At 63.0% G+C, this 26785-nt stretch carries 26 protein-coding genes, 1 tRNA gene, 1 other RNA gene and 2 pseudogenes; 7 read left to right on the top strand and 23 right to left on the bottom strand.

Going from position 1 to position 26785, the window contains the following annotated elements; genetic code table 11:
* From otsB to DC31_RS20280, 4 genes and pseudogenes are all read right to left on the bottom strand, one after another.
* Positions 1–798 (bottom strand): trehalose-phosphatase, encoded by a 798-nt coding sequence (otsB, locus tag DC31_RS10330; RefSeq protein ID WP_051606713.1) that lies wholly within the window; start codon positions 796–798, stop codon positions 1–3.
* 55 nt (positions 799–853) lie between these two features.
* A pseudogene (locus DC31_RS10335) lies at positions 854–2265 on the bottom strand (alpha,alpha-trehalose-phosphate synthase (UDP-forming)).
* A gap of 34 nt (positions 2266–2299) precedes the next feature.
* A complete protein-coding gene (locus tag DC31_RS20275) occupies positions 2300–2917 on the bottom strand; it encodes an MFS transporter (RefSeq protein ID WP_327036849.1) in 618 nt (205 codons plus the stop codon).
* Entirely contained in the window at positions 2872–3534 is a 663-nt protein-coding gene (locus tag DC31_RS20280) for a hypothetical protein (protein WP_327036850.1), read from the bottom strand. Before DC31_RS20280 ends, DC31_RS20275 begins: the two co-directional genes overlap by 46 nt.
* Before the next feature lie 51 nt (positions 3535–3585).
* Here DC31_RS20280 and DC31_RS10345 point away from each other — a divergent pair, with 51 nt between their 5' ends.
* On the top strand, positions 3586–3867 hold the full coding sequence (locus DC31_RS10345; RefSeq protein ID WP_036279588.1) for a hypothetical protein: 282 nt from the start codon (positions 3586–3588) through the stop codon (positions 3865–3867).
* On the opposite strand, the gene DC31_RS10350 is transcribed toward DC31_RS10345, so the two are convergent.
* Genes DC31_RS10350 through DC31_RS10360 form a run of 3 tightly spaced genes read right to left on the bottom strand, consistent with a single transcriptional unit; the run spans position 3868 to position 6474 of the window.
* Positions 3868–5046, bottom strand: coding sequence for an acetyl-CoA C-acetyltransferase (locus DC31_RS10350; protein WP_036279589.1), 1179 nt, complete (start codon positions 5044–5046; stop codon positions 3868–3870).
* A complete protein-coding gene (locus tag DC31_RS10355) occupies positions 5043–5696 on the bottom strand; it encodes a CoA transferase subunit B (RefSeq protein WP_200872898.1) in 654 nt (217 codons plus the stop codon). The genes DC31_RS10350 and DC31_RS10355 overlap by 4 nt, the downstream gene beginning before the upstream one ends.
* Before the next feature lies 1 nt (position 5697).
* A complete protein-coding gene (locus tag DC31_RS10360; RefSeq protein ID WP_036279591.1) occupies positions 5698–6474 on the bottom strand; it encodes a CoA transferase subunit A in 777 nt (258 codons plus the stop codon).
* A 104-nt stretch (positions 6475–6578) separates the two neighbouring features.
* Here DC31_RS10360 and DC31_RS10365 point away from each other — a divergent pair.
* Positions 6579–7366, top strand: a pseudogene (locus DC31_RS10365) (IclR family transcriptional regulator).
* 18 nt (positions 7367–7384) lie between these two features.
* Here DC31_RS10365 and DC31_RS10370 read toward each other — a convergent pair.
* The 9 genes from DC31_RS10370 to DC31_RS10410 are packed head-to-tail and all read right to left on the bottom strand — an operon-like array spanning position 7385 to position 15986.
* The gene (locus DC31_RS10370) at positions 7385–8296 is read right to left on the bottom strand and encodes an alpha/beta fold hydrolase (protein WP_036279897.1); all 912 of its coding nucleotides are present in this window, start codon (positions 8294–8296) and stop codon (positions 7385–7387) included.
* Positions 8293–9045, bottom strand: a complete 753-nt coding sequence (locus DC31_RS10375) for a 3-hydroxybutyrate dehydrogenase (RefSeq protein WP_036279594.1) — start codon at positions 9043–9045, stop codon at positions 8293–8295. The genes DC31_RS10370 and DC31_RS10375 overlap by 4 nt, the downstream gene beginning before the upstream one ends.
* On the bottom strand, positions 9038–9724 hold the full coding sequence (locus DC31_RS10380; protein WP_051606715.1) for a TetR/AcrR family transcriptional regulator: 687 nt from the start codon (positions 9722–9724) through the stop codon (positions 9038–9040). The genes DC31_RS10375 and DC31_RS10380 overlap by 8 nt, the downstream gene beginning before the upstream one ends.
* Entirely contained in the window at positions 9708–11273 is a 1566-nt protein-coding gene (locus DC31_RS10385) for a class I adenylate-forming enzyme family protein (protein ID WP_036279596.1), read from the bottom strand. The genes DC31_RS10380 and DC31_RS10385 overlap by 17 nt, the downstream gene beginning before the upstream one ends.
* Positions 11270–12406 (bottom strand): branched-chain amino acid ABC transporter permease, encoded by a 1137-nt coding sequence (locus DC31_RS10390; RefSeq protein ID WP_051606717.1) that lies wholly within the window; start codon positions 12404–12406, stop codon positions 11270–11272. The genes DC31_RS10385 and DC31_RS10390 overlap by 4 nt, the downstream gene beginning before the upstream one ends.
* The gene (locus DC31_RS10395; protein ID WP_036279597.1) at positions 12403–13278 is read right to left on the bottom strand and encodes a branched-chain amino acid ABC transporter permease; all 876 of its coding nucleotides are present in this window, start codon (positions 13276–13278) and stop codon (positions 12403–12405) included. Before DC31_RS10395 ends, DC31_RS10390 begins: the two co-directional genes overlap by 4 nt.
* Positions 13275–13985: an ABC transporter ATP-binding protein gene (locus tag DC31_RS10400; protein WP_036279599.1), complete on the bottom strand. Its 711-nt coding sequence runs from the start codon at positions 13983–13985 to the stop codon at positions 13275–13277. The genes DC31_RS10395 and DC31_RS10400 overlap by 4 nt, the downstream gene beginning before the upstream one ends.
* The gene (locus DC31_RS10405; RefSeq protein WP_036279601.1) at positions 13982–14773 is read right to left on the bottom strand and encodes an ABC transporter ATP-binding protein; all 792 of its coding nucleotides are present in this window, start codon (positions 14771–14773) and stop codon (positions 13982–13984) included. Before DC31_RS10405 ends, DC31_RS10400 begins: the two co-directional genes overlap by 4 nt.
* A 19-nt stretch (positions 14774–14792) precedes the next feature.
* Complete coding sequence (locus tag DC31_RS10410) at positions 14793–15986, bottom strand: substrate-binding domain-containing protein (RefSeq protein ID WP_036279603.1); 1194 nt, start codon at positions 15984–15986, stop codon at positions 14793–14795.
* Positions 15987–16110: 124 nt separating this feature from the next.
* On the opposite strand from DC31_RS10410, the gene DC31_RS10415 reads away from it, so the two are divergent.
* Both DC31_RS10415 and DC31_RS10420 read left to right on the top strand, forming a co-directional pair.
* Positions 16111–16554 (top strand): MarR family winged helix-turn-helix transcriptional regulator, encoded by a 444-nt coding sequence (locus DC31_RS10415; protein WP_036279605.1) that lies wholly within the window; start codon positions 16111–16113, stop codon positions 16552–16554.
* Positions 16551–17783 (top strand): MFS transporter, encoded by a 1233-nt coding sequence (locus tag DC31_RS10420; RefSeq protein ID WP_036279607.1) that lies wholly within the window; start codon positions 16551–16553, stop codon positions 17781–17783. Before DC31_RS10415 ends, DC31_RS10420 begins: the two co-directional genes overlap by 4 nt.
* 10 nt (positions 17784–17793) lie before the next feature.
* On the opposite strand, the gene DC31_RS10425 is transcribed toward DC31_RS10420, so the two are convergent.
* Complete coding sequence (locus DC31_RS10425) at positions 17794–18201, bottom strand: hypothetical protein (protein ID WP_036279609.1); 408 nt, start codon at positions 18199–18201, stop codon at positions 17794–17796.
* Between the two features lie 86 nt (positions 18202–18287).
* Positions 18288–18360, bottom strand: a tRNA-Lys gene (locus tag DC31_RS10430).
* A 105-nt stretch (positions 18361–18465) separates the two neighbouring features.
* On the opposite strand from DC31_RS10430, the gene DC31_RS10435 reads away from it, so the two are divergent.
* From DC31_RS10435 to DC31_RS10445, 3 genes are all read left to right on the top strand, one after another.
* Complete coding sequence (locus DC31_RS10435; protein WP_036279612.1) at positions 18466–19275, top strand: inositol monophosphatase family protein; 810 nt, start codon at positions 18466–18468, stop codon at positions 19273–19275.
* Between the two features lie 15 nt (positions 19276–19290).
* On the top strand, positions 19291–19857 hold the full coding sequence (locus tag DC31_RS10440) for a hypothetical protein (protein ID WP_036279614.1): 567 nt from the start codon (positions 19291–19293) through the stop codon (positions 19855–19857).
* A 125-nt stretch (positions 19858–19982) separates the two neighbouring features.
* A complete protein-coding gene (locus DC31_RS10445; RefSeq protein ID WP_152545395.1) occupies positions 19983–21053 on the top strand; it encodes a hypothetical protein in 1071 nt (356 codons plus the stop codon).
* Positions 21054–21306: 253 nt separating this feature from the next.
* Here DC31_RS10445 and ssrA read toward each other — a convergent pair.
* The 5 genes from ssrA to DC31_RS10460 form a co-directional block, all read right to left on the bottom strand.
* Positions 21307–21675, bottom strand: a transfer-messenger RNA (tmRNA) gene (ssrA, locus tag DC31_RS17630).
* Between the two features lie 170 nt (positions 21676–21845).
* The gene (locus tag DC31_RS18430) at positions 21846–22169 is read right to left on the bottom strand and encodes a hypothetical protein (protein WP_051606719.1); all 324 of its coding nucleotides are present in this window, start codon (positions 22167–22169) and stop codon (positions 21846–21848) included.
* Positions 22170–22361: 192 nt separating this feature from the next.
* Positions 22362–23012, bottom strand: a complete 651-nt coding sequence (locus tag DC31_RS17010; protein ID WP_051606722.1) for a phospholipase D-like domain-containing protein — start codon at positions 23010–23012, stop codon at positions 22362–22364.
* A complete protein-coding gene (locus DC31_RS18435) occupies positions 22955–23890 on the bottom strand; it encodes a hypothetical protein (RefSeq protein WP_160173221.1) in 936 nt (311 codons plus the stop codon). Before DC31_RS18435 ends, DC31_RS17010 begins: the two co-directional genes overlap by 58 nt.
* A gap of 63 nt (positions 23891–23953) precedes the next feature.
* Positions 23954–26668, bottom strand: a complete 2715-nt coding sequence (locus tag DC31_RS10460) for a hypothetical protein (protein ID WP_036279622.1) — start codon at positions 26666–26668, stop codon at positions 23954–23956.
* Positions 26669–26785: the final 117 nt, after the last annotated feature.

Here is a 26785-nt window from a genome sequence, read left to right on the forward strand (position 1 = left end):
CTATTCCCGTCCGGCGGCTCGCTCGGTCGCGAGTGCCTCCAGAAGAGTCGCGATCTCTTGTGGGTTCGCCACACGCAGCGTCGCGGCAGACTCCCCCGCACCGACCCGGACCCCCAGATCGCCAGGCTGCAGCACGCGAATGGCATCTTCATCGGTGACGTCATCGCCAGCGAACAGGATGCCGGTCGCCTCGAAGTGACCCCGAAGTGCGTCCATCGCGGCGTCCTTGCCTTCACTGCGTGAGGAGAACTCAAGCACCCGGTGTCCTACGCGCCGGCGCCAGTGCGGAAAGCGTCCTGCGACGAGCGCATCGATCTCGGCGAATACCGCGGTCTCAACCTCAGCCGTGGCAGCGCGTGTGTGGATTCCCATTCCGAAGCTCTTGGGCTCAAGACTCGCGCCTTCATAACGATCGACGATCGGCCGTGCCGCTGCCCAGAGATCTTCCTTGCTGCCCTCCGCGGCAGAAGTTTCGGCCGGATCAGCATCGCCGAGGCCTGGGAACCAATACTGCGCACCATGCGAACCGGCAAGCGCGATCAGCGAATCGGCGGAGTGCTCGGTGATCTCCTTCAGATCGTGCATGCTGCGTCCGGAGACGTACGCAACGAAGGTGTCTGGCATCGAGGCGAGGCGGTCGACCTGGGTCTTCACCTCGGGCAGCGCTCGTGCCGCCATCGGCTCAGCGACCAGCGGAGAGGCAGTGCCGTCGAAGTCGAGTGCGACGACCAGCCGTTGTGTGGTCGCTATCGCCGTGAGGGCGTCGTCTGAGGTTCCAGGGGTCCACGTGCGGGTCATAGAGCTTATCCTCGTCGGGTCGGTCGGCACCGCGGTGTCACGGCGCGCGACGGTGTCACATGCGCGCCGCGCGGGCTGCAGCCAGTGCTTCCAAGAACGATGACGACCAGGCGTTGACGTCATGCTCCAGAACACGCCGTCGCAGCGATCGCATGCGTTTGCTTTGTTCGGCCGCCGGCATCTCGACCGCTGTCATGATCGCCTCTTTAAGGTCTTCGATGTCGTGCGGGTTCACGCGGATGGCCTGTCGGAGTTCATCGGCTGCTCCGGCGAATTCGCTGAGTACCAGTGCGCCACGGTTGTCGGCACGGGTGGCGATGTACTCCTTCGCGACGAGGTTCATGCCGTCACGGAGCGCCGTCACCAGCATCACATCGGCGGCGAGGTACAGCGCCACCATCTCTTCTCGAGGGAACGCCTGATGCAGATAGCGGATCGCCGAGTGGCCCATCGTGTCGGTGTCACCGTTGATGCGTCCGACGGCGAGTTCGATTTCGTCGCGAAGGTTCACATACGCGTCGACTCGCTCGCGGCTCGGACTCGCCACCTGGACGAGGGTCACGTCCTCGACCTTGAGCCGGCCCTCTGCGAGCAGCTCGCCGTAGGCCTTGATCCGGTGGCCGATGCCCTTGGTGTAGTCAAGGCGATCCACGCCCAGCACGATCGTCTTCGGGTTGCCGAGGCTCTCGCGGATCTCTGCGGCTCTGGCCTTGACTTCGGGCTTTGCGATGAGCTCGAGATAAGGAGCGGTATCGATAGAAATCGGGAACGCCTTCGCGATGACCGTGCGTTCGCCGTTCGCTTCGGGAACGACGACGGTCGTGGCCTTGCGTGGTACCCCAGTCGACGACGGACTGCGGCGAGGAAGTAGCTCGCATCCTGTGCACGTTGAAAGCCGACAACATCAGCACCCAGCAGCCCGCGCAGAACCTGATCACGCCACGGCAACTGCGCGTACAGCCCGTGCATGGGGAACGGAATGTGGTGGAAGTACCCGATCGTCACATCTGGGCGCAGTGCCCGCACCATTTCCGGAACAAGCTGCAGCTGGTAGTCGTGCACCCAGACGGTCCCGTTCTCTGCCACTGCCGCTGCGGCGGCCTCTGCGAATCGTCGATTGACGACGACGTAGGCATCCCACCACTCCCGGTGATACTGCGGCGGAGCGATCACGTCGTGATACAGCGGCCAGATCGTGTCGTTCGCAAAGCCTTCGTAGTACTCAGCGACTTCCCGAGCGCTGAGCGGAACCGGAATCAGCCGAAGACCGTTCGTGGTGAATGGTTCGAACTCAAGATCGGCCTGGCCCGGCCAACCGACCCACGCGCCATCAACGTTGCGCATGACGGGTTCGAGCGCCGCCACCAGACCACCAGGCGACGTACGCCATGTTTCTGTACTGTCTTCGCCCACAACTCGATCGACCGGAAGCCGATTGGCGACAACGACGAACTCTGCGTTAGTCATGGGACTCCTCACACCGGTGTTCAGTATCCCCAGGCTATCGAGTTCGGGGGTGGGTGCGACTGAGGAACCAGTTCACGACGCCGGCACCGACAGCGATAGCCGCCGCGATCATGGGCAGCAGCAGCGCGGCGGACGTGCCCCAGCTCTCGGCGATTCCCCCTGTGACAGCGGCGCCGAGGGACTGACCGACGATCACCGCTGAGCCCAGCATGGTCATGACGGTGGCGGAGCGACCGAGAGGACTGCGGGCTGCACCGAAACTGTATTGCGTGACAAGCGTCGGTCCGATGCCGATGCCCATGATGCCCAGCGCCCACGCCATCGCCGCTGGAGTGTCGACAAAAAGCAGTAAAAGTGAACCGAGCAGAAGGATGCCGGAAAACACCAGCCAGCGACTGCGCAGCGAGAATCGCGGCGGTAGCCAAGCGACGCCGAGCGCGAGAATCGCCGATCCAACGCCCATGACGCCGTACAGGAGCCCCGCCTGTTCTGGCGCCCCACGGTCTTCCATGAAAGATGTCAACGCGGTCAGCATCGTGCCGAAGAAGACACCCACACCGAGGATTCCGACGACAACGACGAGCAACTGCGGGCGCAGTAGCTCTGTCACCTTCGACGGAGCGCGCCCGTCCGCGTCGCGTTCTTCGGACACGTGTCGACCGCTCGGATGCAGCGCGAAGGCACCGACGAAAAAGCACGGTGAGGGCGGCTGCTCCGACTAGCGGCGCCCATGGCGCAATCAACGAGGCGAGCACGCCGACGATAAAAAGGCCCGAACACGAAAACGGTCTCATCCGCCGCGGATTCGTAGGCCATGGTTCCCGAGATGGTACGTGCGCGCACGGATTCTGGCATCCGGTCCCGGATGATCGTCACCAGCCGTGATCGCGACATCGGCGCCACCTGGGGTGCAGTCGCCCCGATGCCGAAGGCAGCGAGAAGCACGAGGCCGTCTGCTGCCGCGCTGTAGACGACGAAGGCAAACACGAGCAGCATTGTGCCGTTAGCGATGGCGAGAAGCACGAGGACTGCGCGTTGGCCGAAGCGGTCAGCGGCCGCACCGAGCAACGGCCCGAAGAGCGCTGTGCCGATGCCGACAGCAGCCGAGGTGAGCCCGCCGAGCGATAACGATCCGCGCACTGAGACGACGATGGTGAGGACACCGACGACCATCATCGCGAATGGCAGTCGCGCCACGAAGGCGATGAAGAAGTACGGGAGGCCTGCTTCGCGAAGCAGGCTCGTCTGCGCGGGGTGTGTCTGGGTCATGGCTCTCGCGCGTCTATCCTATCCGCGCGTCGAGCGTATTAGGTTTGAGGCATGCGCTATCTCTTCAGCACAGGTCTTATCGGGGCGGTCACCGCCGGTATCTCACTACTGCGCGGCACGCGCGAAACACCGATCACCTGGCGTGCGGTGCTCGCCTGGGTGAGCTGGGGCATCACCATTGCCCTCGCGATCGGCGCCGCGATCGACATGCGGCGCGAGGCAAAGGGCGTGCCCGTCGCAGCAGATTCACCACTCGCTGCTCAGCAGTCCAAGCGCGCGCAGAAAGATATCAAGCGCGTTGAGAAGCAGCTGAAGGCTGCGCAGAAGCGCTGATCAGCAGGTGAGAATCAGCGCTTCGCCCTGACCGCCTCCGCCGCATAGTCCCACTGCCACGGTGCCGCTCCCCCGACGCGCGAGCTCGTGAGCCATGTGCACGACGAGTCGGTTGCCGGACACCCCGATCGGATGGCCGAAAGCGATACCGCCACCGTGGATGTTCACTATGTCGCTCGAGACGCCCAGCTCGACCTGCGAGCGGGCAACGACTGCACCGAAGGCCTCATTGATCTCGACAAGGTCAAGGTCCGCAGCGCTGATGCCCTGCTTCTCGAGCGCACGGTAAATCGCCTGGGCAGGCTGTGCCTGCAGCGAGTTGTCTGGGCCAGCGGTCTGACCGCTCGCCCCGATCGTGGCGAGCACCGGCCAGCCCTGAGCTTCGGCGTTCTCGCGGGTGGTCACCACGACGGCTGACGCGCCATCGGAGATCTGCGAGGAGTTGCCGGCGGTGATAGAACCTCCCTCGGCGAATGCCGCACGCAGCTTTGCGAGGCTCTCCGTCGTCGTCTCTGGACGAATTCCTTCGTCCTTGGTCACGACGAGCGCGTCACCGCGGCGCTGTGGCACCTCGACCGACACGAGCTCGGCGTCGAACACACCAGCGTCCTGCGCCGCAGCAGCACGCTGGTGCGAGAGTGCGGCAACGGTGTCCTGCGCTTCACGGGTGAGTTCGAATCGCGAATTGTGGCGCTCGGTCGAAGCTCCCATGCTCTCTTGGTCATAGGCGTCGGTGAGTCCGTCGTAGGCCATGTGGTCAAGCACCTCGACGCTGCCGTACGTCCAACCATCACGCGAGCCCATCAGCATGTGCGGTGCGCGCGTCATCGACTCCATTCCGCCAGCCACCACAGTCGTGGCATCCCCCGTGCGGATCATGCGCGCAGCGTCAATGATCGCCGTCAAACCCGACAGGCATACCTTGTTGACCGAGTGGGCGGGAACGTCCCAACCGATGCCAGCCCCAATGGATGCTTGGCGTGCCGCATTCTGTCCTGAACCCGCAGCGAGCACCTGTCCAACGATCACGGCATCGACTGCCGTGGGGTCGATGGACGCCTGCTCGAGCGCACCCTTGATCGCGAACGAGCCGAGCTGAGGCGCGCTGAACGACGCAAGCTGCCCCTTCAACCGGCCCTGCGGCGTGCGCGCGGCGGCGACGATGACGATGTCACTCATGAGAGCTCCTTCAGGTCTTCCGAAATGATCAGTGGCGGCTCGGTGGCGGCGATGACCTCCTGCACACTCACACCCGGTGCGGTCTCGACCAACACGAGTCCGTCGTCTGTGACGTCTATGACCGCGAGGTCGGTAATGATCCGATGCGCTACTCCCCTGCCGGTAAGCGGCAGAGAGCACTCATTGACGATCTTGGCGGAGCCGTCTTTGGCGACATGCTCCATGAGGATGATGAGACGACCGGCACCATGAACCAGGTCCATCGCACCGCCAGGCCCCTTGACCATCTTGCCGGGGATCATCCAGTTCGCCAGATCGCCGGTCCGAGAGACCTGCATGGCGCCCAGGATGGCGGCGTCGATCTTGCCGCCGCGGATCATCCCGAAACTCATTGCAGAGTCGAAGAAGGAAGTGCCGGGAAGAGTCGTCACCGTCTCCTTTCCTGCGTTGATCAAGTCTGGATCGACCGCGTCTTCGGTCGGATACGGCCCCACACCGAGGATGCCGTTCTCGGACTGCAGCACGACCGTGACGCCGTCGGGAACATAGTTGGGGACGAGGGTCGGCAGGCCGATACCCAGGTTGACGTACGAGCCATCGGTGAGTTCGGCAGCGGCACGGGCGGCCATCTGCTCGCGGGTGAGTGCCATCTCAGGCTCCTTCGCTCTTGGTGACGGTACGACGCTCGATGCGCTTCTCGATATCGGTACCGACCTCGACGATGCGGTGGACGAACACACCAGGCAGATGCACGCGGTCGGGGTCGATCTCGCCTGGCTCGACGAGCTGTTCGACCTGCGCGATGCAGATTCGACCGGCCATCGCCGCAAGCGGGTTGAAGTTGCGGGCCGCCTTGTTGAACACGAGGTTGCCGTGACGATCACCGGCGACGGCGTGGACGAGTGCGAAGTCTGTGGCGATCGCCTCTTCCAGCACGAACTCCTTCGCAACACCGTTGACGTCGAAAGTGCGAACGTCCTTCGCCGGAGATGCGATATCAATCGATCCGTCTGGGTTGTAGCGCCGCGGCAAGCCGCCCTCGGCGACCTGTGTGCCGACGCCGGTCTGTGTGAAGAATGCCGCGATGCCAGAGCCACCGGCACGGAGCTTCTCGGCGAGGGTACCTTGCGGCGTGAGCTCAAGCTCGAGTTCGCCAGAAAGGAACTGCCGCTCGAACTCCTTGTTCTCGCCGACGTATGACGAGGTCATCTTGCGGATGCGCTGCGCATTCAGAAGCACACCGAGTCCCCAATCGTCGACACCGCAATTGTTGCTGACCACGCTGAGGTCTTTCGTGCCCTGCGCGAGCAGAGCTTCGATGAGGGCGATCGGGTTTCCGGAGAGTCCGAACCCTCCGACCGCCAGCGATGCACCATTCGGGATGTCGGCGACGGCTTCCGCAGCCGATGCCCATTGTTTGTCGATCACGCATCACTCCTTCGTGTGAGGTCTCCCTCCAGCATCCGCCTTTCGAGCCTCGTCTCTAAACCGGGTCTTGCCATGTGGACTAATCTCCCGATAGTGTCCACATTATGGACACACCCTCGCGATCTATCCCCGGCACGCAGGCTGTGGCACGCGCCGCGCGGCTGCTGCGACTGGTCACTGCGAGCGGCGAAGAGGGCGCCGGTCTGCAAGAGCTCGCACACTCGGCAGACCTCTCTCGCTCGACCGCGCATCGCCTGCTCAGCGCGCTCCGCGTAGAGGGACTGGTCGACCGCGACGAAGAGAGCGGGAAATGGATGCCGGGACCTGAGCTCTTCCTCATGGGATCAGTGGCCGCAGCGCGCTACGACATCACCGCGCTCGCACGCGACATCGTGCGCTCTTTGGCGGTGAAGACCGAAGAGAGCGCGTTCCTCTCGGTACGACGTGCCGACGAGACAGTCTGCCTTCTCCGCGAAGAAGGGTCGTTCCCGATCCGCTCATTCGTGCTCAGCGAAGGCGTGCGATTTCCCCTCGGTGTCGCCAGCGCTGGCCTCGCCATCCTGTCGTTCTTGCCTGACCACGATGTGGATGCGTACCTAGAACGACACCCAGAGCTCAGTGAGCGGTGGGGTCGTACCCACCGGAGTGACCCTCTACGAACGAGACTGGCCGAAACGAAAGAACGCGGCTACGCCATCAACCCCGGACTCATCGTCGAGGGCAGCTGGGGCATGGGTGCCGCGGTCTTCGATCGCTCCGGCGCCCGGAGTGGGCGCTAAGCGTGACCGGGGTTGAATTCAGGTTCGGGCCTGATCGCATCGCTCAGCTCGGACGCACCCTTCTCGCGCACGCGCACCAGCTCTCCTCGCGGATCGCCAGCTCGCGGCGTTGATGATCAGTCGCGCGTCGATCAGACCAGTTCGGCGCGCACCAGTTCGGCGCGCACGAGCGGCCCCAGCGCGGACGCACCGCGTGTACTCATCACGACGGTGTAGTGGTTCAAGTCGTCCAGATGCTGATGACGGATCGACGGGTATGCAGTCAGGAGCCGATCAAGATGTGCGGGTGGATAGAGTCCAGGGGTCTCGTTCTGCAGTCCGCGCGGCACGGTGATGAACAGGGTCGGGTGCTGAAGCGCCGCACGTGCCGCTGGCAGCGCAGAGCCAGTATTCAGATCGATCGTGTCGTCGACGGTGGTCTGGTAGCTCGTTGCCGGGCGATAGCGGTCACCCTCCGGAAGCAGGTCGTAGGCGATGTAGCGCTCGAGCTCCTCGCTCCAGTCCGAGACGAACGCGGGATGTTCGCGCCAGAATACGTTCGTGTACTCCTCGACGTCCTTCCAGCGGCGCGACAGTCGCTCGGCCGTCGGGCCAAGAATGAAAGCGACCAATTGCTCGGGGCTCAGGCCGGGTGGCACATCCAGCGGAAGCCCACCATCGACGAGGACCAGTCGCTGCACGCGCTCGGGATGCAGGTGCGCAAGCACGACGGCGACGAAACCACCCATGGAATGCCCAACGACGGGCAACGAGGCGACCTCGAGCGCATCCAGCACCGCAACCAGGTCGGCCGCATGCGATGCCATCCCGGCGGGCCCTGAGACTGTACAGCTGACGCCGCGACCGCGGAGATCCGGGGCGATCACCCGCACACCCGGTAACTCTGCGACCAGGAATGGCCATGCCAGGTGTGAGGAGGTCACGCCGTGGATCGCCAGCACAGTCGGCGTCTCGTCGCTCGCATTGATCGGATCCCAGATGCCGACTCGAAGGTCACCACCGGCGACGGGAACATCGATCGTGCGATAAGTGTGAGCGCTCATCGAGAGGTCCATCCGCCATCCATCGTGTACGACGCCCCGGTCACCATTGATGAGTGCGGTGAGGCCAGCCAGCCTGCGAGGGATGCCACTTCTTCCGCTTCAACGAGACGCTTGATCGCGCTCTCGGTCAGCATGACTTTTTCAATGACCTCGCTCTCCGGGATGCCGTGCATCTTCGCCTGGTCTGCGATCTGCTTCTCGACCAGCGGCGTGCGCACGTAACCCGGATTGATGCAGTTGCTCGTGACGCCGTGCGGGCCGCCTTCAAGCGCGGTGACTTTCGAGAGGCCTTCGAGCCCGTGCTTGGCTGCGACATAGGCAGATTTGAACGGGCTTGCGCGCAGTCCGTGCACGCTGGAGATGTTGATGATACGGCCCCAGCCACGCTCGTACATACCCGGCAGCGCGGCACGAATCAGTAGAAACGGCGCCTCAAGCATGATGCGTTGGATCGCGCGAAAGGCCTCTGGATCGAAATCTTGGATCGGGCTCACCCGCTGAATTCCGGCGTTGTTCACGAGAATGTCCGCGTTGAGCGCGAGATCATCGAGCGCGACGGTGTCTGAGAGATCGACGGCCCATGCCTCGCCACCCAGAGCGGTCGCGTGCTGTTCGGCGGCTTCGGCGTTGAGATCAGCGATGATGACGTGCGCGCCGCGCGCCGCGAACTCCTCGGCGCATGCCAGTCCGATGCCGCTCGCTCCGCCGGTGATGACGGCACGACGTCCGGCGAGATCCTGCTCAGTCATTTCGATTCTCCTTCTCGGCGGGCTCCGGTCGCAGTGCGTTGCCGATAAACCGTGTCATGGCGTCGACCACGCCGGGATCAATCGCGGCTGGCGGGCGACCATCGGCGTCACGCTCCCAGAGCAGGTAGCGCATGCCAATCAGCTCTCCGGCCCCCATCAGCGCCCAAGCGGCAACCTCAGGATCGAGGTGTTCGTCAACGTCGCCCTCGGCCTGGGCGGCGCGGAGACCAGCCTGGTAGCCCTCGACGATCCGTTCATAGTGCAGTCGCAATGTCGCAGGAGAGACGAACTCCGCTTCTCGCACGACACGGTAAAGCGCGGGGTGCGCGGCGGTGAAACGAAAGAATCCTTCGAATCCCAGCCGCTCAGCTTCGATCCGGTCCTTCGCCGCTGCCATCGACTCCGACATCGCATGACGCACACGGCGGTTCAGATCGATGACGAGCGCCTCGAAAATCGTCTGTTTGCTGTCGAAGTACAGATAGAACGTGCCGAGTGCGACGCCCGCGCTCTCGGTGATCTTGACGATGGATGCTTCGTGGTAACCGAGATCGGCGAACACCGTCTCTGCTGCTTCGAGCAGCCGATGCCTGGTCGCCTCCCCGCGCTTGGTCAGGGGTCGCCCCGTCGCGGGTGACACGAATCCATCGGGGGCAATGGTCTCAACGGACTCGGTCATCAGCTTCTTCCTTCTGCGATGCTGCGACGAGTTGCGAAGCGTGTGCTCGCAGCGTGGCGCGATCGAACTTTTCGAGTGTGGAACGCGGCAAATCGTCGAGGAATACGATTCGTGCCGGGAGTTTGAAGGCTGCGAGGCGTTCACGCGCGAACGCAAGAAGTTCGTCCGCAGAGAACGAGCTATGCGCAACGACGAATGCGACACCGCGCTCGCCCCACACCTGGTCAGGAGCAGCGACCACGGCGACTGCCTTGACCAGCGGATGCGCGCTGAGGGCACGCTCGACCTCTGCTGGTGCGACATTCTCGCCGCCCGACACATAAATCTCTTTGAGTCGATCTACGATCCGAAAGACGCCAGAGGCGTTGCGGTGTGCCAGATCTCCCGTGCGCAGCCATGGTCCGGAGCGCGCCTTGGCGGTGGCATCCGGATCATCGAGGTACTCCGCGAAAGTACTGGGTCCGCGCACCCACAGCTCCCCCGTCGCTTCTCCCTCGAGCACGAGCGCTGTGGCGACATCGACCAGCCGGACATCGACAGAGGGATACGGCCGTCCGACCGCACCCGGGTGCGCAGCAAAATCGGCCGGCGGCAACGCAAGGACGTTGGGGCCAGCCTCAGTGAGCCCGTAGCCCTGCGTGAACGCGATGCCACGCTCCGCCCACACCCGCGCAAGTTCGACCGGCATCGTCGCACCGCCGACGAGCATGTGACGCAACGAAGACAGGTCAGCGCGGTCCCAACCTGCGGAGTCCTGAAGCATCCGATACTGCGTCGGCACACCCATCATGGTCGTGACCTTGCGCTCGCTGATCAACTGCAGGACGCGCCCTGGCTGGAACGACCGTTCCAGCACGACAGTCGCTCCGGCCCACCAGGCGAGCAGGGGCTGCACGTTCCACGCTGCCACGTGGTACTGCGGCAGCATCGCCAGCACTACGTCTGTCGACAACATCGGCATGGTCTGTGAGAGCGCCATGTTGGTCCAGAAGCAGTTCTCATGCGTCAGGACAACACCCTTTGGTGCCGCTTCGCTGCCGGAGGTGAAGATCACCAGCAGCGGGTCCGCATCGCGCACGGCGCGCGGCTCGCACGGCGTCGAGGAGAAAGGCACCTGTGCTTCTACCCCTGATACTCCGAGGAAAACGTACGCAGGTGCCTCGGCATCCAGCATCCGAAGCGCCGTGCTGGCCAGGGCGACGTGCTCATCCTCGACGAGCACGAGTGCTGCGCCGCTGCGGCGGATAAGGGCGGCGAGTTCGGTCGGAGTCAGCCGCCACGAGAGCGGAATGAATGTGATCCCGAGGAACGCGCAGGCGAAGAAGGCGACCACGTGATCGGCAGAGTTTCCCGACACCGTGGCGATGCGCGCTCCAGCGCCGTAACCCGCATCCGTCAGGCGGGTTGCCAGTTGCTCGGCACGATGGGCGAGAGTTCCGTAGTCGAGGGCGACGCCACGATCGTCAATCGCGATCTTGGTCGGGTTGGAGGCCGCGCGGTCACGCAGCCACCGCCCGACGGTGTGCGGTCCGTCGACGTCGAGGCTCATCGCCCGGCCGCCGGGGTGGTGATCGCGTCACTATCATCGAGCGCACCCAGCGATCCCGCGGCGGTTCGCGCTGCTCCCCGGCGCTGGCGACGACGCAGAGTGTCGACGGTGCCGGCGATGCCGCCGGGCAGGAACATGACAACCAGGATGAACAGCACTCCGAGGATGAAGAGCGGCTCGGATAGCGGGATGCGCAGGAAGTCAGGCAGCCCCTGGATTCCTTCGGCGCGCGCCAGCACCGTCAGACGCTGATCGAGGATCGTGTAAATCACACCACCTACAATCGCACCCCAGCGGAATCCGACACCACCGAGCACGACCATCACGAGCACGGTGATCGTCAGATCGGCACCCACGGCGCTCGGTTGCGTCCCCGATTGCAGCAGCAGATATGCGACACCAGCGAGGCTTGCGCACAAGGCAGCGATTACGAAGACGATGAGCTTTGCGCGGGTGGGGCGAAGTCCCAGCACCTGCACGCGCAGCTCGTTTTCGCGGCTCGCGGCGGCGAGATGACCGAGTCTGGACGTGTCGACCCACAGCACCACCAGATACACGATCACGAGCACGATCAGCGCGAACCAGTAGAGGTTGCGGGTGTTGATAACGCCCACCAGCCAGTCCGGAACGCTGGCGGTGTTCAGGCCGAGGCCTTCTTCCCCGCCGGTGATGGCCTGGTTGCGTCTGACGAGCACCGAACCTGCTTGTGCGAATGCCAGCGTCACCATCGCGAAGGGGATGCCGTTCACCCGCATCGCCACGGCGCCCGTGATGAGTGCGATCACCATGCCGCCGACCAGCGCGGCGAACACACCTGGCACGAGCGGCAACTCGAATGACCGGAGCAGGATGCCGAGTCCGTAGGCCCCAGCGCCGAAATACAGTGCATGGCCGAAGGACAGCATGCCGGCGCTGCCGAGTAGCAGGTTGTATGAAAGTGCGAGGGCGGCGAAGACCATGCACAGCGACAGCAATGCGAGCGAGCCGGGCGTGTACGTCGGTCCTGGAAGGATGCCGGGCAGCGAGAGGTTCAGCAGCGGAAGCACTGCCATTACGATGACGAGCACTACCCCGATGATCACGGGCGCGAAGCGCTTGAGTGCGACGGCCTGGTTGTCTGAACGGCGCATCATGCTTTCCTCCCCATCAGGCCCGCCGGTCGCACAAGAAGCACGACAGCGAGCAGGATTACGACGATGAAGTCGCCGGTGCCGCCGAGATACGTGTTGGCGACCTGTTGCAGCACGGCGACCAGCACCGAGGCGACAGCGGCGCCGGTGAGCGAACCGAGCCCGCCGACCACCGTCACGATGAACGCGAAGATGAGCAGGGTCGAGCCGAGGTGCGCGGAGACGTACGTCATGGCATGCATTGCCAGCACGCCGCCGATGCCGGCCGCAGCGCCACCGATCGCGAAGACGAGAGTGAAGGAGCGGCGGACGTCGATGCCGAGGGCTGTGACCATGGCCCGGTTCTCGACACCGGCGCGGATGATCATGCCGTAGCGCGTCTTCTTCAGGAAGAGCACGAGGCCCGCGAGCACGAGCGCTGCCGCGATGATCAGCACCCAGTACTTGTTGGGGATGCTGGCACCGAGCACATCCGTGGTCTGCCCCAGCCAGGAGGGCCCGGTGACTGTGATGGCGTCGGTGCCCCAAATGCCTTCGAAGAGCGCGATCGCCGCGAACGACAGACCCACGGTGACGAGTACCTGCTCGATGTGTCGTTCATATAGCGGTCGGATGAGCACAAGCTCTGTCAGCGTCGCGAAGACGGCGCCGACGATTGCTCCGACCAGGATCGAGAGCAGGAACCCGAGCCAGGTCGATGCACCAATCGCTTGTGCAACCGCCCAGCCGACGAAGGCGCTGAGGGTAAGAAAGGCGCCATGCGCGAAGTTCAGCACGTGCATGAGGCCGTAGATGAGGCTCAGACCACTGGCGACCAGGAAATAGAGGGCGCCGAGTCCGACGCCGATGACCAGGGTGAGAACGAGAGCGCTCACGCGTGGGCCTCCGCGCTGACGCCGAGCAACCGACGGGTGAGGTCGGCGTTGTCCAGGATCTCCTTGGCGGGGCCGGTGTGGACAACGCGGCCTCCTGCGATCACCACAGCGCCGGCAGCGAGTTGCCGGACGACCTCAAGGTTCTGCTCGACGAGCAGGATCGGCACGGTCTTGGCAGCTTCTGCCAGAGCATCCGACACTTCTCTCACGATCTTGGGGGCAAGGCCCTTAGTCGGCTCGTCCACGAGGATGATGCGATTGTCGTTGAGGAGAGCTCGGGCAACCGAGACCATCTGCTGTTGTCCACCGGAAAGCGTTCCGGCGCGCTGATCGCGACGCTGCACCAGATCGGGGAACAGCTCCGCGACGAACTCATGACGGGGTGCGCGCTGACGTTCGGCGAGAGCGAGGTTTTCGGCGACGGTGAGTCCGGCGAAGACCTCGCGGTCTTCGGGAACGTATCCGACACCGCGCTGCACGATCTTGTGGGTAGGGAGATTGTCGATCCGCTCCCCCTCGAGCAGCACTTCGCCGCGCCGAGTGATGAGCCCGAGGATGGCGCGGAGCGTAGAAGTCTTGCCGACGCCGTTGCGACCAAGGACAGCGGTGATGCCGGTGGCGGGCACATCGAAGGAGATATCTTCGATGACCTGCTGGCCTGCGATCGAGCCGCGGAGGGATCGCACCTGAAGGATGGGGTCGGTCATGTTGCACTCCCCTTTCCGAGATAAGCGCTCTGCACTGTCGGGTTCTCCATGATCCGCTGAGGGGTGTCGAGGGCGATGATCGTACCGAAATACATCACCGCGACCAGGTCGACCAGTCCCATGAGAACGTCGATGTGGTGTTCGACCATGAGTACGGTGCAGCCCTTCTCGCGCTGCATCACCCGGATGTTGTCGACGAGGCCTGCAACATCGCCCGAGGCGACTCCGGCCATCGGCTCATCGAGAAGGACGAGTCTGGAGTCAGTCGCAAGCAGAGAGGCGATTTCGAGCTTGCGCTTGTCGCCGTGGCTGATGTCGCCGGCCAGAGTGTCGAGTCGATCTCCCAGCCCCACTTCCTCCAGAACCGCAACAGCCTCGGCTGTGGCGGCATCATCGCGGCGCGGGAACTTCAGCAGCGAGTAGCTGCCGCCCTGTGCGGCTTGGGCCGCAATACGGACGTTCTCGAGGATGCTGAGTTTGGGAAACAGACTCGATGTCTGGAATGTGCGCCCCAGTCCTGCCCGTGCCCGCTTGGGCACCGAAAGACCGGTGATGTCTTCGCCGTCGAGGAGGATCCGGCCCGCCGTGGGCTTGATCACACCCGATATCGCGTTGAACAGCGTGGTCTTTCCCGCGCCGTTGGGTCCGATCACTCCGACAAGAGTGCCGGGTGCGATATCGAGGTCGACATCCTTGAGGATTGTCGCTCCGCCGATCTGAAGGCCGAGTCCTTCGACGCGGAGTGCCGCGCCGCTCGTCTTCCGCTCAGGCAGGACTGGGGTGCTCATCGAGTGCTTCGCCTTCTACTTACGGTGCGACGTCGGCTGCGTCGACGGTGGCGACGAGCTCTGCCTTGAATCCGGCACCATCGGCGACGAGACGCGCCTGGTACATGTCCTGCAGGAGCGCGTGGTCGTCCGCGCGCACCGTCATCGTGCCCTTCGGTCCCTCGAATTCGAAGCCCTCGAGAGCAGCGATCATGGCGTCCACGTTGCCCTGGCCTTCCTTGACGGCCTGCACGAGCATGATTGCCGCGTTGAACCCATCCGGGCTGAACAGGTCGGGGGTGCCACCGGCATCCTCGATTGCCGCGATCATCGCGGTGTTCACCTCGTTGTCAGGCGCACCAGGGAAATAGTGATTCAGGAAGTTGATCTTCTCCGATGCCTCACCATAAGCACCGAAAGTGGCCGCATCGCCAAGGCCCGTGACCACCGGGATGTTGTCAAGCACACCCTGCTGGCTCATCGCCTGCCACATTGCGCCGGACGTTGCACCTGCCCAGGCGACGAACACCAGGTCGGGCTGAGCGCTCAGAACCTGCTGCGCGAACGGCGTGAACTCGGTGACATCTTCTGCCACAAGCACCGGAGCAACTGTCGCGCCCTTGCCGCCGAGGATTGCCTCGACCGCAGCGACGTTGCCCTGTCCGAACGCATTGTTCTGGGCGAAGACCGCGACCGTCTTGCCGTCGATGTCGTCAAGGAACGTGCCGGCCGTTGCGACGTCCTGTGCCGACTGACGGCCAGAGCGGAAGGTGTACTCGTTGACGCCGGTAATGGCGTCTGCGGCCGCGGGGCCGGAGATGAATAGAGTCTTGTTCTGGGCTGCCTGCTCTGCGACCGCGAGCGCGACACCCGAAGAAGCGCTGCCGAGGAGGATGTTCACTCCTTCGCCGATGAGTTCCTTCGCTGCGGTGACAGCCGTGTCGGGGTCACCCGCATCGTCGCGGTACTCGACGGTGATCTTGGTGCCGTTGACTTCGTTCGTACCGTCAGTGGCGTAGTCGAGTCCGGCCTTGAACGCCTCGAGATACTGGTTGCCGTAGCCAGCGAGCGGCCCGGTCTCACTGGTGATCACACCGGCGACGATTTCGGCGGGGCCAGTGCTCTCTCCGGTGCTTTCACCGCCACCGGTCGCAGCTTGCGGCGCGCACGCCGCTAAGACGAGGGCGGCCGTGGCGACCACGGAGCCCAGGAGCAACTTCTTTGAAACTCGCATGTGAATGCCTTTCACCCTTGGAAGGTCATAACCTGAAAGCTGATTCAGGTTTTTTAAAACTGTAGATCGCGCCAGGCATTTCGTCAAGCGGCGCATAGATACCTTGAGGTATATACTTCTTGGTATGAATCGTGATGAGATCATCCCCTCGATTGTCATCTCCGCGCACGCTCTCGCTCGGATCGCCGCGAAGGCGGCTCAGAATGAGGCACCCGCGGCGCAGTGGCGAGTGCTCAGTATCCTCGAACACGAATCCGGGCTCCGGGTCGGGACACTTGCTCAAGCGGCACGCACAACGCAGCCGGGAATGACTCGGCTACTGGGCGATCTAGAGCGCAGCGAGCTCATCAGCCGGTCCGCAGATCCGACCGATTCCCGCGCGACGGTCGTCGGTATCACCGACGTCGGACTAACCGCACTATGCGAATGGCGCGAAGAATTCCGCATTACCCTCGCGCCCCACTTCGCTGACTTGGATGACGCGGACTGGAGTGCCCTCACCCGCACGGCCGAGATCCTCGCCGCGCACATCATCGACCCAATCTCTGACGCAGGAGCCCACGAGTGAACAGCAGCACGACGACCGGATCAATCTGGAAACAGCCCGCCCAGGTGTGGGCGGTGGCGTTCGCCAGCGTCGTCGCCTTCATGGGCATCGGGCTGGTCGACCCGATCCTCCCGGCAATCGCCGCATCGCTCGAGGCGAGCCCGACCGAGACAGAATTACTGTTCACCAGCTACCTGCTCGTAACCGGTCTGGCGATGCTCATCACCAGCTGGGTCTCGAGCCGTATCGGCGCAAAGGCCACTCTGATGATCGGCCTCGCGCTCATCGTCGTGTTCGCGCTGGCGTGCGCCATGAGCGGTAGCGTGGACGCGATCATCGGGTTCCGCGCTGGCTGGGGTCTGGGCAATGCGCTGTTCATCTCTACGGCGCTCGCGACGATTGTCGGCTCCGCCTCCGGCGGCAGCGGTGCGGCGATCGTGTTGTACGAGGCGGCGCTTGGTCTCGGCATCGCTATCGGCCCCCTGCTGGGCGGCTTGCTCGGCGAAATCAGCTGGCGCGGCCCGTTCTTCGGTGTCGTCGTACTGATGGCAATCGCGTTCATCGCTGTCCTCACGCTGCTGCGCGGTCCAACAGAGAAGCGTGAGCCGGTGCCGTTCTCTGCACCATTCAAGGCGCTCGGACGGCCAGCACTCGCGATCCTGGCGGTTACCGCCCTGTTCTACAACATCGGCTTCTTCGTACTGCTCGCGTTCTCACCGTTCCCGCTCGGATTCGGTGCAATGGGTATCGGTTTCACGTTCTTCGGATGGGGCCTCGCGCTTGCGATCACCAGCGTATGGGGTGCCCCATGGATGATGCGGCGGATGCGACGCACCTCGATCATCCTCACGATCTTGCCGCTCCTGGCGCTGGATCTCGTCGTTGCCGGCTTCGTTGCCGAGACCGCCCCCGCGCTTGTGACCTGCATAGTCGTGGGCGGCCTGTTGCTCGGCATCATGAACACGGTCCTCACCGAAGCAGTGATGGAAGCCACCGATCTGCCGCGCTCGGTGGCTTCGTCGGCATACTCGTCCGTGCGCTTCATCGGCGGTGCCATCGCCCCACCCGCAGCAGCGCTGCTGTGGCACGCGTTCAACTCGACTGTGCCGTACCTGTTCGCCGCGGCATCCGTCCTGATCGCGACGCTGACCGTTTTCCTCGGCCGCAAGGTGCTCGCGCACATTGACGACGAACCAGCGGATGCCACCATCGAAGATGCCGAGGCGATCACGGTCGGTGACGCCGCCTAGGACCGGGGCGTCACTTCACAGTGACTTCGATGCGTGCGGTCTCCTGCTCGGCGACGTCATCAGGAACTTCGCCACGGAACTCGTATTCGAACTCGATAACAGTCGTTCCGGCGCCCACCGCCGGGAATCGGTAGGTCAGCGAGTTCCCACCTCCGGTGGAACCTTCCTCACCCAGGTATTTCGTACCCGCAGTGCCGGCACCGAGAATTGCGGAGTCCGGCTCCGTCGTGATCACCCAGCCGTCGCCGACAGAACTGTTGATCATGCCGAAATCAATGACCAACGTCTCTCCGGACGAAACGGTGACCGCGTCGCTCGTGTAGTCGATGGTCGTGTCACTCGCACACGCGCTCAAACCGATCGACAAGGCTGTGACGCCAAGCAACGCAAGTCCCGCGCGCGTAAGTTTCTGGTTCATACGGCCTCCCCTGCCGCATACAGGCTAGCGCTCGCCGGAAAATGAAAAAGCCTCGGAATCTGGCGAGAGATTCCGAGGCTATTCCGTGCACCCCCCCCGGGCTCGAACCGGGAACCCATTGATTAAGAGTCAATTGCTCTGCCATTGAGCTAGAGGTGCATGGCCCGGTATTACCCCGGCCGAGGAACAACATTACCAGTTGTTCAGCGTCATGTGAAATCGAGGCGCGACCTGTTCTGACGGGCCGGAGACTATCCTGAGAGAGTGACTGACTCCCCCGCCACCACAGCCTTCGAGAGTGATCTCGAGCTCGCCCTCCGACTCGCCGACGCAGCAGATGCGCAGTCTCTGCCACGCTTCGATGCGGCCGATCTGGAGATCTCGACGAAGGCCGACAGGTCACACGTCACGGATGCCGATCTAGCCACCGAACGCGCCATCCGGGCCATCTTGAGCGAAGAACGCCCGACAGACGGCATCCTCGGGGAAGAGTTTGGAACCGAAGGCGACGCACACCGACAGTGGATCATCGACCCGATCGATGGCACCGCGAATTTCCTGCGCGGCGTGCCGCTCTGGGGCACGATGGTCTCGCTCGCAGTCGACAGTGTGCCTCAGGTCGGCGTTGTCAGTATGCCGGCCCTCGGCCGCCGCTGGTGGGCGTCCACCGGCACCGGCGCTTGGACCGCAACCGACGACGGACCACAGCGCCTGCACACTTCTGCCGTCGATAGCTTCGACGACGCCAGCGTCAGTTTTCAGAGCATCACGCAATGGGCAGATGCCGGCCGTCTCCCCGCGCTCCTTCGCGTGGCGGACCGCGTCTGGCGTGACCGCGCCTACGGGGACGTGTTCGCGTACATGTTGCTGGCCGAGGGACGACTCGAGATGGTCGCGGAGTTCGACGTCAAAGAGTACGACATCGCAGCAGCTGTCCCCATCGTCCGTGAAGCAGGAGGCACATTCACGTCGTTCGACGGCGTGGAGACGATCTCTGCGCGCTCGTCTCTCGCCAGCAACGGCATCCTGCACAATGCCTTTCTCGAGCTCATCCACACTCCCGCGAACGACTGATCCGAGAGGCCAGAAATGACCCGTCGCGCCGTCTTCACCGCAATCGCCGCCCTGGCTTTCGCACTGCCCCTGACCGCCTGTGCTGCTACACCCGAAGCGCAGACATCGCCGCCGCCGACCGAAAGCGCTGCTCCGCCCGCAGAACCTGCGGTCGAAGAGACACCTACACCTGAGCCGACCGCTGCCGCCGAACCGACCTGCGAGACGATCATCGCGCCCAGCACGGTCACGAGCCTGAGCGAGATCGGTTGGACTCACCAGCAAAGAGAATTCCAGATCGGAGCCGACGTTGTCGACGGCGGAATTCAGTGCGTCTGGGGCGACTACAGCGTCGCGTCGGACCACGTCCAGGTCTACGGCTGGGCGCCGCTCGACCAGACCGCATCCGCTGCCGCTCAGCAAACCCTCATCGCCGAAGGCTGGCAGCGTGCCGAAGCCGACGGACACACCTACATCACCGAGGATCCGCAGTTCTCCCTCCAAACCGATGAAGAGGGCTTCGGCATGACCTACGAGTTCGGCGAAGGCTGGGTCGCCCTGGCCAATACGAAACAGGGCCTCTTGCTCATCAACCAGCCCTGATCTCCGTCTTGCTGACAATAGATCCCCGCAGGCGTCTGGGATGATCGTGCCATGAGCAACGTGTTGGCTGGATGGTACGACGACGACGCAGTCTCGCCCGCAAGAGCAGATTGGTTGTGGGCTGCGTGAAGCGTCAAGGTCTCTGGGTTGTGACGTCGGTCGTTGTCGTCGGCCTCGCATTGACCGGAGCGGTCGTGGCGTCGATCTACTCCGCTCACCGATCGGCGCCCACTCAGATCACCGCTACGGAGCCGGAGAAGGGAAACACTCCCGCGTCCCGAGACCTCGAGACAGGCGAGCCATCCGCGCCGGCTCCGCCTACCCCACCGCTCGTCGTCGACGAATCAGTAGTCAAGAGACCAGAGGTCACGAAACCCCGTCTCCCGACGTCCGGCAGCGAAGATCAATCGCCGCATTCCGCAAGGCCAGAGCCTGGAACACCCGGCGGGCTCCGTCCGGAGACTCCAGGTCCGGGTTCGGGGCTGGGTACCTCGACCCCAGCGACCGGAATCGTTCTCGGCGACACAACCGACGAGGCGGGCAATGATCATTCTCTGGTGCTGAAGCTTCCGGAGGAGACCCAAGATGCGCTCCTGCGCACCGATGGCATCTTTGCTGTTGTATCGGGAGCTTCCCGACTATCCGTCACAGGAGATGTAGCTGCGGAACGGTGGCGCTTCATCGTCGACTCAACCGTCATCGGAGCGAAAGCACCCATCGTCGTTGTGAAGACCATGACGAACAGAACCATGCACGATCTTGCATCGGCGCCGGATGTATACACCTCGGCAAGCGGGCTGAACGAGGACCCTCGCGGGATATCCATCCGCTTGACGGCGCTGATAACCGAAGTGCTTTCGAACGCGGAGCCGTCGCAACCAGACAGCCATCTGTACATGGCACTGGCTCAGATGATGCTAGATCCTAACTGGACCGGGGTTATGGTCTTCAACGCCACGGCAACAGTGCCGAGCGAAGTCCTGGGTCAATCGACCGGTGCTCTCGCCGACAGCCCGGTGGCGGTTCTCAATATGGGGTTCACTGCGTCGATTATGTCGGAGGGACCGGAATCGCCTCGCCCGTTCTTTGGCACGGTCGACCAGTCTCGCGTTCGGGGTGATGTGCTCCCGCTGGGTGTCGAGCATCTGCGTGCCCGATTTTCCAACAGCGCCATGGTTGCCTTCGAGCAGGGTTAGGACATCATTAGGGCATACACGCTTGATACATTGCGTGTCGCAGTCGTCAAAGCCCACCAGGCCCGACAGCAGGGGGACCAGGTGAGGGAAGCGCTGGTGTCAGACGATCCACGGTCGCCATCGCGTTCGGCCCCCGGCGGACGGCGACCCTTCGCAGGTCGTCCGGATTCTGGTACACCGGACGGGCATAGAAAAACCCCCGCGCTCCTTACTCTCGTAAGGTAACGCGGGGGTTATCCACAGTGACAACGGTTGGTGGAGCTGGGGAGAATCGAACTCCCGTCCAACGCTGAGTCTCCACGTCTTCTCCGGGCGCAGTCTGTGCAGACGTTCTACTCGGCTCCGACATTTGCCACAGACACCTAAGTCGACAAGCCCAGCCTGGGAAGAGTCCCGCGTGACGTCCAGACGCCATCACACAGCAAGATTCCTAAATGACGCCAGGGTCCGTATCGGAATCACATACGGTCTGACGGACTATCGGGCTCGCTTATGCAGCGAGGGCGAAGTCGTTGCGCTTTGTTTCGGCAACTATTTTTTGCAGGGAGCGTTCACGAGATAACCCTGCATCCTCGGCCCGCTTCTCGTGGATTCACAGGCGCTGTCGAAACCGATCAGCCCCGTGTTCCTTCTTGCGAAGGGACCGTTGTCACTCTGTGGATTTATCACCTCGGATGCCGAAACACCCGAGCTTCTTAGGATACAACGGATACGTTCATCCTGCCATTCCCCGACGTGCCTCAGTTTCTTTGAGCGTGTGGGGGGGGGACGGCGACGACCGGGATGGGACGTTCAAGCGCCAGGCGGATGCTGACCGGACCGCCGCTGCCAGAGCCTGCCGAGCAGGTCGATCGGCGACGGCTTCGCGCGAAGTCGTATAGCGATGAGTCCCCGCTGCTGCTTGAGCATGTGGGCGTTGATGGGCTGCCGTGCGGGAAGTACTTCGTGGTGATGCTCCCGATCTGGCTGCCGTTGCTGCGAGGCGCCGGAGATCTCTACAAACCGTTCGCGACGAGCGAGACGATCGGCGAGTTGGAGGCGATGAGCCCGGCGACCATCGACCGGTATGCAGCTGCGGGGCATCTCGACCACGAAGCCGTCGCGGTTGCTGCGCAACTCGATCGGACTGGCTCCAACAACGCGATATCGCCCAGACCCGCTCCCGCCCCTACGACAAGAGCCATACGGAGATCCATCTGCGGCTATCAAAATCCGGTGTACTCGTTGCACAACGTCAACGACGAGTGTCTCGTCAGCCAGACTCTCGTCGAGCGGAATCGGGACCTACAGTTGGCCAACCACCCACCGTCACGGCGAAGGCACCGCGGCATCCGGATCCTCGATATAGTCCCAGAGCCAATCCTCGGGACGGCCGGGCATGAAGTTGAGGGCCCCCTGGACGATCGGGGTTGTTACCGCCGCCGCCTGCAACTGGACGACGTACTTGTCTGGCGCCCCGACTTGGGCCGAGGGGTTGAACACGGCGACGTTAGTACGCGACAGATCACCGAACCACTTCATCAGTGACGCCGCGGCGTTGAGGTAGTCGCCGGGGTTCCCACCGAGGTGCTTAGCGAATAGTCGGGCGCGCAGATCTTGGGCGACAGTCGTTGCCCCTGGGGTTGTTACAGCCAAGGAGGCAACATCGCCGGCAACCACCACATCAGTCTCCGAGTTGTAGGTGTAGCCGCGGCGGTCGGCGTTTGCAGAACCCGTGATTACCAACTCGTCATCGAATATCCACGTCTTCGAGTGCACGTAGGCGTGCGGCCTATCTGCCCGGCGATGCACGACCGTCCAGCGCTTGCGGCGAGGATCCGCGGCAAGCATCTTCGCAAAGACTGCGCGGCGGCGCGGCCAAGCCTGTTGGACGTCGGCAAAGTCGGGGTGAAGAACGACGATCACGATCCGAAAGTCGTCTGCAGCAGACGCGAGTTTGGCGGCCAGTGCGTCGCCCACCCATTGTTTGTAAGGTATTGATCCTCGAGGTAGATGAAGCGCGTGGCCTCGGCAATCGCCCTCTTCACGGCCCGCCAGATTTGCTGCACGCCCCTCGACGGGTCGTAGAAGTTGTAGTACCTGACAGAACCGTTGACCCCCATATCGCCCGCGGTCAGCGCGCCGCTGCCCTTGAGTTGTTTGTTGATCACGGGAAGGTAGTTCTTCACCAGGATCGAGTAGGCCAATCTCGATTGAAACGTGGGATAGGTGTTGCACACCTGCACGAGCGAATTGCCTCCCGCTGGTACGACAGATGTGCGGTCGCTCAGCCCGGTTCCGTGCTCCGGATGGTCATTCCAGCGCTCCTGAAAGACCTTCACAAGATCATCCGCCGCGGGCCCACGAATCTTGCAATGCACGTCATGGAATCCCGTCGGCCCGATCCGGTCAGTGAAGACGTCCATGCCGCCGCAGTAGGCGATGGCTGCCACCAAACCCGCGTCATCCGCACCGTGGTCGGGCGAAGGCACCACGATTTGAATCTTCTGGTGGTGCGCCCCCGCGAGGGGAGTGCGATGGTCGAGTATTGCGCTCGACCCGTTCGGCAGACTGCCGATGTGTTTCACCGCGTCGGCGCATCCGGCATTCTTCATAATGGTGTTTTCCCACAGCATCGCGCGCACGGCACCGCCCTGCTTCGCGAAGTAGCTCAGTGTCTGTCCGAGCGTCGTGCCCGAGGGTGAGGCCACCGCGCGAACCGTCGTGTTGATGTCGCACGACCAACCCAGGAGGTAACACACCGCCTTCGCCCCCGCGTCCAACTCGAGGCGATCGGCGAGATCCGCGAACGCCTCCTCGCCGGTGGTGAAGAAATCGGTCAGGTTACTTTCCGTCACCGGCCGCATGGAAGCGGAGGTGTCGAACCAACGGGAGTACTTCGACGTGCCCACGGTGCGCCATTACTTCTGCCGACCGGTCTTCGCATCGTATTTGACCTCGACCGGTACTACCTGATCCGTCGGCAGCACCTCAATCCATTGATCGAACACCTCATACGGCTGGCTTGTCACGGCACGGAAGCCACCCTGAAGGGGGTAGAAACCGTGTTCGTAGACCTTGTCGACCGGGGTCGCACTGACCCGATTGTCGTCGTTGATCTCCTCCGCGGGATACCTGCCCACCTGCAGCGACTCCTGATGCTTCTCCGCCACCTTGGCGCACAGGTACTTGATGGCATCGGCAAGCGTGACATCGGCCACCCCCAGGACGGCGCGAATCTCCGCGAGCTCTGCGGCGGGCGCTTGATAGAGCCCGTCCAAGCCCTCTGTGCCTTCCACGTGCACCTGTTGCAGCCAGTTCGTCGCCTCAAGTTCCTTCCCCGGGCGAACGGGGATGACGGCCTTGACCCAGGGTGCATTGAGGAAGGCGTTGCGGAGGTCGTCGCCATCGAGCTCCAGGAGCCAGCCAAGCGAGCTACCCATCCGCGCAAACTGCGATTTCTCGGTGATGTAGTAATTGTCCGGCCGCGACTGGTTGTCTGCCCAGTTCGTGACGTTGCTGTCGAAGATGGCCTCGTTGCTCCCCTGCGCCAAGTACTGGTGGGAGTGGAGGCGCGGCTTCCACCACTCCGGAGCCACAAAATAGAGCATCTTGTCGATGTCGAAGATTGAGTTCAGTAGCTCTGAGATCACGTGACGCGTGTGGTCATTCGTGGTGCTCTCTGGCAGGTGGTAGGTCGCGGTGGTCATTAGCGCACTGATGAGCCGGCGGTAAACGATGATTCGCTCCTCCTCGCGGAGGTCTTCATACTTGCGGGTGTTGATGCCGCTGGCTGCCTCGATGCGCACCTTGGCCGCATCCACAAAGGCCTGTTGCGTTTTGCGGGCGTTCGCCAAATTGGCGGCCGTCACGACCTCTGCGCTTTTGGAATTGGCGGCATCGATCGCCGACTTCGTTGCGGCAGTGGGAGTGAACGCCACGACCCCGCCCACGACGAAGTCGATTCGTTCATCCCACTTCATTCCTCCGGGGCCGATGAACGGGCCCACCTGCACATTGGCGGCATCGACCAAACGCCCCTTGAACGCCCAGGCGCCGGCGAAGTCCTCCCCCGTGCCGGACACTTGGACGACATCGACCATGCTTCCCGGATACTTCAATTCGTACCCGTCTGGTGCGGGCGGGAGGGCAATAGCGCCGAGCGGCAGGAATCCGTCAGCGCCGTTGAAACGACGAGTGTTGTCGAATGTCCACGACACCCCTCCGGTGAACGACACCGACTTGTCTGGCGGGTACTGCTGATTCGACTGTGCGGGCACTGGCGTGAGGTCGGCGGGTTTGGCAATGTTGACGAGATTCGCGAGCCCGAGATCGTTGCCCGGCTCGTCGACGAAGGTCTCCCAGCACAGATAGGTGCCCACATCCTGCACCTGCACACCCACCTGGCGCATCTTGCGACGTAGCTCATAGTTGACCAGGAGGTCGGTGGTGTTGTTCAGGACGTAGCGCTTGCTCGAGGTGTCGATCGTCTCGTTGATCGTCTTGAACGTCGACTTGTAGTTCTGTTTGATCTCCGATGACAGTTTTGACGACTGCTCGCGCATCCGCTTGTGCGTATTTTCGCGGGCCGTGTCTTGGGTTGTTTCGAGGTTCATGCTGCCGGTTGCGGTCGCGTTTCCAGAGCCCCAGGACTGGTTCACCGTGAGGGATGCGCCAAGCTTCAAGTCGTTCTTGTTGTCAGTCTTGACGGCTTCAGAGAGCTCGTCGCGGTCGGTGCTGCTGTCTTCCGTTCGCTTTGTTGTCTCCGTTGATTGCTCGATGATCTGCTCTGTGTAGCTGCGGCGGGTGCTGATTTCGATCAGTTCGACGAGCGAGCCGGGGCTGAGCCAGACGTGCTCGACGGGCGTGCCGAGAAAGGAGTCGAGCTCGAAGAAGAACTGTCGAAACAGGTGAACAATGCCGAGCGGTGACAGGTTGACGTTCGAGATGTCTCGGTTGGGGTCAAATGTGGCAAACGGATCGTCGGCATTCAGCTGCGCGATGATGGCGTCGGTGACCGCCTGCTCGTTGACGTCTGGGTCGACGTAGAACATCTTGTACAGGAGCGAGAAGTTCTTCGTCTCGAGCAGGTTCAGCAAGGAAGCACCGAGGGCCGACTCGCGCTCAACGCGCGCGAACTGCGTGCGTTCGAGTTCGGCGAACGCGGGCATACGTTCCCGCTGGTGAAGGTCAGAACACTGTCTCCGGAAGTCTTCGAGATAGAACTCTTTGACCGTCGTGTCGAGCAGGCTTTGAATCTGGTCTTCGTTGACATACCGTCGCCACTCCTCGTCAACGGGCGGGGTAGTCGGCAGCGTTGTAGCGATGGACGCGAGGAGCCGGCTCGACCCATCCGTGACGATGCGCGGGCCGAGCAGATGGCCGATGCCGATGCGGTCAATGGAGGCATCGCACTCTCGTGTGTCGAAGCGCGCGTTGGCGACGTCGCCAACGTAACGCTTGGAGAGTGAGTAGAGCAGCCCATCCATGGCTTCGTCAAAACCGGGCCGCAGCCGATCTTTCTGCCGAGCCGAACGCCAGCCAATCATGGGCTGGTAAACCCCGAACATTTCACTCGCGTACGGCAGGACGCTCGTGTAGTCCGTCAGATCCGTGATGCGCTTGTTCGTTGTCATGGTGACTCCCGCTGAGAAACGATCCGTGCGGCAATGCGACGGAACTCAAAGGTCGGACGGGCGGGGTCGAAATGCCCCGTCATCTGCCTAAGCAACGTCCAGTGTCAGTAACAGGAT

The sequence above is a fragment of the Microbacterium sp. CH12i genome (assembly GCF_000685355.1).
Lineage (GTDB): Bacteria > Actinomycetota > Actinomycetes > Actinomycetales > Microbacteriaceae > Microbacterium.